Genomic DNA, 8,856 nt, shown 5'->3' on the forward strand with positions numbered 1-8,856 from the left:
ACGAGGACGTCGGCTACCTCGCCTATCGGGGCCTCCTTGTCCTTGTTGATGGCGACTATGAACCCTGATTTCTTCATCCCGGCCAGGTGCTGAATGGCGCCACTGATGCCGCAGGCGATGTACAGCCGCGGGCTTACGGTCTGGCCGGTTGTGCCGACCTGGTGGCTGTGCTCGACCCAGCCACTATCGACGACGGGACGGCTGGCTCCCAGCTGGCCACCCAAGGCCTTGGCCAGCGCGTCGATGACTGCCACGTTATCAGCCTTGCCTATGCCGCGCCCGGCACTGACAATTATCTCAGCTTTGGCAAGATCGATCCCCTTCGCCTCTGCCGCCTCGTATCGGACAAAGGCGACGTTCGAACTCCCCTCGACGTCGAGCCGCTGCAATTGTGGCGATCCACCAGGTATTTGTGCGGGGAAGGCCCCTGCCTGGATGGTCAGCACGGCAATGGGGGTGGCGGGCTTCGCAGTCCTGCGCATCTTCTGGCTGCAGCTTGGCAGCTCGAACGCCCCCTCCGCCACATTGATGACTTCCGAGAGCTGTCCGGCCTGAAGGGCAACGGCCACCCGCGGCGCCAAGTCCCAGCCGTAGGAGGAGTGACAAAAGACCACGTAATCGGGCTTTTCCCGCTCCACGGCCGCTACCACGAGCTGTTTGTGGAGGTCGGGGTTATATTCTCCGTATTTCGCTGAATCGGCAAGATACACGGCACCGCCGTAGGAGGGAAGATCGGATTCCTGCCCTACCAGCAGCATCGCGGTTTCGGCTCCCAGACGAGCGGCGAAACCGAAGAGCTCGTAGCTGTAATCCAGGATCTTTCCATTCCTGCTTTCACCGATGAGGAGTGCTTTCATGTGAGCCCCCTGGCGCCCCTTGGAACTAACGTACTACCGCCGTTTTTTCCCGCAGTAAGGCCAGGAGCTTATCCACCTGCTCTGCGACATCACCCTCCAGTACGATCCCGGTCCCCTTCTTGGCCGGCGCGTAGAAGCCGGTTGTTTCGGTGCGGGATCGATCACGGAGCAGCTCGGCCACCGGCACGGTCAGGATCTCCTTCTTCTTGGCCTTCATGATATTGGGAAGGGTCGGGTAACGAGGCGAATTCAGGCCGAGCTGGCAGGTGACCAGTGCCGGGGTCTTCAGCTGCACGACCCCTTTCACCCCTCCCTCCAGCTCTCGTTTCACCGTCACGACGCCGTCTCCGTACTCAAAGCCGACGATGGTGGTCGCGCAGGCGTATCCCAAAAGCTCGGCGAGGGTCACGCCGACCTGGCAGGATCCGCGATCAATGGACTGCAGTCCGGTGAAGATGAGATCAAACTGCTGGTCCTTTGCGTAGGCTGCCAGGATGGAAGCTACCTGCCAGGGATCCTTGAGGTGCACCGAGTCATCCTGGACGTGGACAGCCCTGTCGCATCCCATCGCCAACGCCTTCTTCACCGCCTCCAGCACCCTCCCGGGTCCAATGGAGATCACCGTCAGCTCAGGCTCGTCATTGAGCTGCTCCTTGAGCCGGACCGCCTGCTCGACTGCATACTCGTCATATTCGTTCATCCGGAAGGCAAGATCGGTTTCCGAGTACCAGGTGCCGGAGGTGTCGGCCCTGAACCTGGACTCCATGTCAGGGACCTGCTTTATGCAGACTAGAATCTTCATCTAATCCTCCCGGAAAACCATACCCGCACGACCTCCCGCATCAGATCGCGGCCAGGTAATTCTCCAGTTCATCGGCGCGCCGGGCCGCGGAGTGGGACTGCAATGCCCTTTCCCTCGCCCGCTCCGCCAATGCCCTGCGCTCATCCTCGGGGAAGTCCTTGAGAATACGAAGAATATCCTCGGTGCCGGAAGCCACGATGATCTCTTTTCCGGGGATGAAGAATTCCTCCAGTCCCGCCCACTGATCGCTGATAACCGGGACCCCGCAGGCGGCTGCCTCGAACAGGCGTACGCTCGGGGAATAGCCCGCAAGCTGCATCTCCTTCCTGGTCAGGTTCAGGGTGTACCGTTGCGAGCAGTAGAAGCCGCGATGGCTTTGCGGCGGGAGGTGCTCGATGCGGCAGGTATTCTCAGGCCATCGTATATCTGCCGGATACCGCGGCCCCGCCACCACGAACCGTCCCTGGTCCCACAGCGATGCCGGCTTGCACAGAAGGCGCTCCAGCCCCGGTTGCCTGTCACTGCTGTAGGTGCCGAGATAGCCGAGATCCCACTCCGGCGACTGCGGCGTGGGATAATGCACCTCAGGGTCCACTGAACAGTAAAGGGGACGGGCCTGTGGCGACTTGTACCGCTGCTCAATCTCGCCGAGTATCGGGCCGCCGGTGAAGGAGAGATAGAGGCGGTAGCGGGGGATCAGTTCGGTCGACAGATAGCTGCAGGTCCCTTCCCTGAGGGCGGCGAGGGTGACCGGGGTGTCGATGTCGTAAAAGGCGGTTATGCCGGACGCATGCTGCGTCACCCATTCTCCCACCTCGATGCCGTCCTTCACATGCGACCCGACGATGACGCAGTCGGCTTCGGCGATCTCGGTGTTGTACTCGGCGAGCAGCGCGTCGAACGAGGAGTAAATCGCTGTCCGGCAGAACTCGGATTGCGGCAGGTCCCTGTTCTGCGCGTACCAGGGCGCGTCCCGCTCCATGAAGAGGACGCTGTGGCCGCGGTTCGCCATCTCCCGCAGCAGTCCCCTGTAGGTCGTTGCATGGCCGTTACCCCAGGAAGAGGTAATTGAGAGTCCAAAGACGATAATCTTCATGGCAGGACCTCCATATCATTAGCATTTAACACATTCCAATCATGCGAATCGTCGTCATTCTCCTCCATCCCCTTCTTCGGTGACTTCCTCCCGCCCGGAAATATCGGGATCGAGCTCACGGTAGGCGGCAAGGTAGGCCGAGGTCATCTTGGACAGATTGAAGCTGCGGCTGCGCATCAGCGCCCTTTCCCCGAGATCGGCCACCCGATAGCTGTCGGCGCACAGCGCACGGAGCTCGCGGGCCAGGGCATCGTCATCCTCCGGATCGACGAAAACGGCGACATCGTCCCACAGCTCACGCATGGTCGGGATGTCCCCCAGGACCAGGGCACAACCTGACAGAGCGGCCTCCAGGATGGTCAGGCCAAAAGGCTCATAGCGGGTAGGCAAGGCATAGATCGAGGCGGCGGAATACCAGGGAGCCAGACTATCGGGATCGAGGAATCCGAGCCGGTTGACGCCGTCGAAAGCGGCGGTCCCGCCTCCCGGATGCTTCTGTTCCCCTGCGACATAGACCGGCCAGGGAAGTTTGTAGGCCGTTCGTCCCAGGGCTGCTATGTTTTTCGCCTCATCCCAGATGCGGCCGACGGAGAGGATGAATTCCTTCTTCCTTCCCGGTCTGAACCTCGTGCGACTGCGCGCGTTGTGGATCACCCGCCCTTTTTGCAGCGGCGTGTACAATTTCTCGATGTTTTGCAGCATCGCTGCCGTCGGCGCCACTACCAGATTCGCGGCCGCCAGCCCCTTGGTCACACAGCTGCGGTAAGGCTCAAGCCCCACCGGAAGGTCCTCCTTCTTGACCGCCTCCCACCAGGAGACCATGCAGGAGTGGGCCACCACCAGGCATGGACACTGCCAGGGAAGGGAAGCATGGCAATAGCCGTTGAGGTGCACGAGGTCCGGGTGCAGTTGCGCTTCGAGGGAGAGGAGCCAGTCGCCGCTGTGGGCTATGTCTTCCCAGGGATCGTCCATCCACTCGAGGCGGAAGCCGCTCTCGTAGAGCGTGACGTTCTTCTCCTGCTCGACCTCGCGCCGTTGCTGCTCGGCAAGAGGCTGTCCCATGGTAGCCAGAGCGACTTCAATCCCGTATTCCGCGAGACCGTGGGAGAGCTCGAGAACGTAGCTCCAGACCCCGCCGATAGGATCGGCCGTCATCAATATCCGCCTCGGCAGCGGTTCCAGCCCCGTTTGCCTCTGAACATGTGTTACTGAAGAGAAGACCATAACTACGTCCTTCCGTTGTTAGCGCTGCACCATTCACCATTCACCATTCACCATTCACCATTCACCATTCACCATTCACCATTGTCCCCGTCTGCCACTTTACGATCTAATGAATCTCCTCGAAAAAATTTTAAATTAACAGGTACCAATACTAGCAGCGGCACCTTGGGTGTCAAATCTTTTCTGGAAAAAATGAGGAATTGACAGCTGTTAGCCCGGTTTTAAATTCAGGAAAGTATGTTACTTTTGTGCATATTAATCCAACCAGGACAAGGTACCCATGGCAAAGCCGCCGAGAAAATATCCTGTAGGGGCCGAGCTCTTGTCGGATGGGGTTCACTTCCGCGTCTGGGCCGCGAACTGCAAGAAGGTGGAGGTCCTGCTGCTCAGGGAAGGGGAAAGGCATCCGGTGGTGGCGGTCGATCTGAAGGCGGAAAAGGGAGGCTACTTCGCGGGATTCTGCCAGGGTGCCAAGGCCGGGTCCCTTTACCGCTTCCGGCTGGACGGCGGCGACAGCTACCCCGACCCGGCCTCCCGTTTTCAGCCGGATGGGCCGCACGGACCGTCGCGGGTGGTCGATCCCAGGAAATTCCAATGGAAGGATCGCGCCTGGCATGGGGTGACACTGGAGGGGCAGGTCATCTACGAGATCCACATCGGCACCTTCACCAGGGAAGGGACCTGGCAGGCCGCCATGGAGCAGTTCCCCGCCCTGCGGGATCTCGGCGTCACCCTGGTGGAGGTGATGCCGATCGCCGACTTCCCCGGCAGGTTCGGCTGGGGCTATGACGGCGTCAACCACTTCGCCCCCTACAGGCTCTATGGAGAACCGGACGACCTTAGGCGTTTCGTGGACCGGGCCCACGCCACCGGGCTGGGGGTGATCCTGGACGTGGTCTACAACCATTTCGGTCCCGAGGGAAACTATCTCGCCGAGTTTTCGGCGGACTACTACAGCCCGGAGGAAGGCGAGTGGGGCAAGACCATCAACTTCGACTCCAGGACCAGCGGACCGGTGCGGGAGTTCTTCATCTCCAACGGTGCCTACTGGATCGACGAGTACCACCTCGACGCCCTGCGCTTCGATTCGACCCACTCCATATCGGACAACTCACCCCGCCACATCCTCGGGAGCATCACGGATGCGGCGAGAGAGGCGGCCGGCGGACGGGGAGTCCTCATGTTCGCGGAAAACGAGCCCCAGGACAAACGCTGCTTCATGTCGAGCGACCAGGGTGGCTTCGGCATGGACGCGGTCTGGAACGACGATTTCCACCACAACACCTACGTTGCCCTGACCGGGTACCACGGCGCCTACTATTCCGAGTACTTGGGCTCCCCCCAGGAAATGGTATCCAGCGCGAAGTGGGGCTATCTGTACCAGGGGCAGCGCTACTTCTGGCAGGAGAAGCGGCGCGGCAGCCCTACCCTCGGCATCAGCCCCAACCGCTTCGTCCATTACACCCAAAACCACGACCAGGTCGGCAACTCCGCCTGGGGCACCAGGATCCACCACCTGACCGGCCCCGGTGCGCTAAGGGCCATCACCACCCTCTTGCTCCTGGCCCCGCAGACCCCGCTCCTTTTCCAGGGACAGGAGTTCTCGGCCTCGTCACCGTTCCAGTATTTCGCCGACCTGAGTTCCGAAATCTCAGAGGCCGTCCACCAGGGGCGCATAGAGTACCTCAGGCAGTTCACCAACATCGACAACCCTAAAATCATCGAAACCATCGACAAACCCTACGACCAGTCGACCTTCGAGCAGTCCCGGCTCGACCTCTCCGAGCGAGGCCTCCACACGAGGATTTATGCACTGCACCGCGACCTCCTCAAGCTGCGCCGCGAGGATCCGGTCTTCAGCAGGGCCCATGCCTGCCATATCGAGGGGGCGGTGCTGGGACCGACCAGCTTCCTGCTGCGCTATTTCCTGGGGGAGCAGCAGCGGCTGGTGCTGGTCAACTACGGCCGCGAGATGCACATGGCGCCCGCCCCGGAGCCGATGCTGGCGCCGCCCGACGGCCACCGGTGGGAGACTCTCTGGAGCAGCGAACGGATCGAATACGGCGGATCGGGTACCCCCCGGCTGGAAACAGAGAAGTACTGGCTGGTACAGGGTAACGCCGCGGTGGTGCTTATGCCGGTACCGGCGGAGGATGCCCAATGACAACCGTGACGCGCGAAGTTGCCCTGGCGGGCGACGAGAAGGTCCGTAACCGCCAGCTTCTGGAACAGGAATGGCTGATCACCAACGGACTCGGGGGGTACGCCTCGGGAACGGTCAGCGGCGCCGTGACCCGCCGCTACCACGGCCTCCTCATCGCCGCCTACCCTGCCCCCCTGGGGCGGGTGGTGGTGCTCAACAGGGTCACCGAAGTCATCCGTTTTCCCGACGGGAGCTTCACCCTCTTCGGAGGGCTGCAGAAGGAGGGGGGCGCCCTGGAGTTCCACGGCATGGAGTACCTGGTCGGCTTCCGCCTGGAGGACGGGCTCCCGGTCTGGCGCTACGACATCAGGGGGACGGTGATCGAGAAGCAGCTGGTCCTGGTGCACCGGCAGAACACGCTACACCTCATCTACCGCCTGCTCTCCGGCCAGCAGAAGGTGCGGTTGAAGCTGCAGCCGTCCATCCATTTCCGCCCGCACGACTCCCCGGTCGATCTCAAGGATACGGATCCCTACGTCTTCTCGGCGGTGGAGAACCGCTACCAGATCGCGACCGGTCCGCACGCGCCGCAAGTGAGATTCGTGATAAACGGCGCCAGGGGGACCTTCACCCTCGAGGAGAAGAAGACCAGCAACGTCTTCTATGCTCTCGAGGACTCCCGCGGCTACGAGTCGGTAGGCTCCCTCTGGAGCCCCGGCTATTTCGCCGTCGATCTGACGACTGAGCAGGAGGCGGCGCTGACCGCTTCCACGGAAACCTGGGAGACCATCCGCGCGCTGGAACCGGTAGCCGCGCGGGACATGGAGAGGGAGCGACGCCGGCTCCTGAAGGCCACGGCCGCCCCCCCTGCCAGGACCGGCCCCCCCGCCGAACTGGTCCTGGCCGCTGACCAGTTCATCATCTCTCCCGCGGGGAGGCACGAAGACGCGGTGCGGGCCCACGCCATGGGTGACGAGGTCTGCACGGTGATAGCGGGATACCACTGGTTCACCGACTGGGGGCGCGACACCATGATCTCCCTGGAGGGTCTAACCCTCTCCACCGGCCGCCACCACGAGGCCGGCTGGATCCTGCGGACCTTCGCCCACTACGTGAAGAACGGCCTGATCCCCAACCTCTTCCCCGAGGGGCAAAGCGAAGGGCTCTATCACACCGCCGACGCGAGCCTCTGGTTCTTCCATGCCCTGCACCGCTACCTGGAGGTGACGGGGGACAGGGCAACCCTGCGCCTGATCATGCCGCAGATGCGCCAGATCATCGACAAGCACCTGGCCGGCACCAGCTTCGGGATAGGCGTCGACCCCGGTGACGGCCTCCTCAGGCAGGGCGCTCCCGGCTACCAGCTGACCTGGATGGACGCCAAGGTGGGCGACTGGGTGGTGACACCGCGGCGCGGCAAGGCGGTCGAGATCAACGCGCTATGGTATAACGCGCTGAGACTGCTCCAGAAATGGTCAGCCGAAGAGGAGGACGAGGGCTATGCGCAGCAGCTTGGTCAGCTGGCGGATCAGACCTTCCGCTCGTTCAACCGGCGCTTCTGGTACGCCGAAGGGAGTCACTTGTACGACGTGATCGATGGCGAGCAGGGGGACGACTTCGCCTGCCGCCCCAACCAGCTCTTTTCGATCTCGCTCGACTATCCGGTGCTGGAGCCCGACAAGTGGCCCCAGGTGCTCAACACGGTGCGGGACCGCCTCCTTACGCCGGTCGGTCTCAGGACCCTCGCCCCCGGACATCCCGACTACAAGCCCACCTACACCGGCGACATCAGGGCCCGCGATGCGGCCTACCACCAGGGCACCGTCTGGCCGTGGCTCATCGGGCCCTTCGTGGACGCCTGGCTGCGCCAGTACCCGGACCAGGTCAAGACCGCCCGCGCGTTCCTGCAGGGGGTAATCGGCCAGTTGAGCGAGCAGTGCGTGGGGACCATCAGCGAGATCTGCGATGCCGAGCAGCCTTACGCCGCCAGGGGGTGCATCGCCCAGGCCTGGAGCGTGGCCGAGACCTTGAGGTGCTGGCTTAAGACCGAAGGCTGACCCGGGAGCGGCGATGGGCATTCTCCAGATGGTCCTGTCGGGTGGTGAAAGATGGATGTTTCATGGGAGAGGTAACATTGAGTCTGGTGATCGCGTGGATTCATTGAAGAGGCTTATATATTGCGGTGGATTGTATCAAGCAACCCGGCAGCAGAATCTTTTCAATTGCTGCAATTATTTTGAAATCATATAATTTAGATAGAAGTGCACAGCCGTAAGAGTTGTAAAAGGAGGAGCGTATGGCAACACGTGGAACTGGCGCTTCACCGGCCAACGTGTCAAAGCATCTGAAAGGAGTAGACTTTCCTGCCCATAAACAGGACCTGGTAAAACAAGCCCAGCAGCTCCATGCAGAGAAAGTCGTTATCGATGAAATCAGGAAAATGCCGGAAAAAGAGTACAGCAGCATGGCCGACGTGATGAAATCATTTGAATCTGAAAGCTCAAGCTCCAAGAGCTCAAGCCAAGGCCAGAGCCAGCAGAGGAGCGGTGGCCAGACAGCCCAGGGAAAATCCTCCCACGGCAAGTCATCTCACAAGTAACCAACTGAAAACCGACCCCCTCCCCCGGGAGGGGGTTTTTTATTTTCTGGGCGGGAAAATCATTATCTTCACTACTGCACGTGAGGCCGCAACGAAACCCTCGATTTCAGTCCCTGCTTCTCGAGTTCCGAAGCC

At 61.4% G+C, this 8,856-nt stretch carries 7 protein-coding genes; 3 read left to right on the top strand and 4 right to left on the bottom strand.

All coding sequences use genetic code 11. The annotated features are described in order from the left end of the window. The 4 genes from AC11W3_RS06955 to AC11W3_RS06970 all read right to left on the bottom strand — a co-directional run. The coding region (locus AC11W3_RS06955) for an electron transfer flavoprotein subunit alpha/FixB family protein (RefSeq protein WP_484092714.1) at positions 1 to 857 on the bottom strand (857 nt) is incomplete at its 3' end. Between the two features lie 25 nt (positions 858 to 882). Beyond that, a complete protein-coding gene (locus AC11W3_RS06960) occupies positions 883 to 1,659 on the bottom strand; it encodes an electron transfer flavoprotein subunit beta/FixA family protein (RefSeq protein ID WP_484089818.1) in 777 nt (258 codons plus the stop codon). 40 nt (positions 1,660 to 1,699) lie between these two features. Next, complete coding sequence (locus AC11W3_RS06965; RefSeq protein WP_484089817.1) at positions 1,700 to 2,755, bottom strand: CgeB family protein; 1,056 nt, start codon at positions 2,753 to 2,755, stop codon at positions 1,700 to 1,702. 54 nt (positions 2,756 to 2,809) lie between these two features. Then, positions 2,810 to 3,910: a glycosyltransferase family 4 protein gene (locus tag AC11W3_RS06970; protein WP_484089816.1), complete on the bottom strand. Its 1,101-nt coding sequence runs from the start codon at positions 3,908 to 3,910 to the stop codon at positions 2,810 to 2,812. Between the two features lie 349 nt (positions 3,911 to 4,259). Here AC11W3_RS06970 and treZ point away from each other — a divergent pair, with 349 nt between their 5' ends. The 3 genes from treZ to AC11W3_RS06985 all read left to right on the top strand — a co-directional run bounded on the left by treZ (position 4,260) and on the right by AC11W3_RS06985 (position 8,721). Beyond that, on the top strand, positions 4,260 to 6,143 hold the full coding sequence (treZ, locus tag AC11W3_RS06975; RefSeq protein ID WP_484089815.1) for a malto-oligosyltrehalose trehalohydrolase: 1,884 nt from the start codon (positions 4,260 to 4,262) through the stop codon (positions 6,141 to 6,143). Then, entirely contained in the window at positions 6,140 to 8,179 is a 2,040-nt protein-coding gene (locus AC11W3_RS06980) for an amylo-alpha-1,6-glucosidase (RefSeq protein WP_484092715.1), read from the top strand. The genes treZ and AC11W3_RS06980 overlap by 4 nt, the downstream gene beginning before the upstream one ends. A 239-nt stretch (positions 8,180 to 8,418) precedes the next feature. Then, complete coding sequence (locus AC11W3_RS06985) at positions 8,419 to 8,721, top strand: DUF2795 domain-containing protein (RefSeq protein WP_484092716.1); 303 nt, start codon at positions 8,419 to 8,421, stop codon at positions 8,719 to 8,721. Positions 8,722 to 8,856 lie beyond the last annotated feature (135 nt).

Source organism: Geomonas sp., from assembly GCF_056994735.1.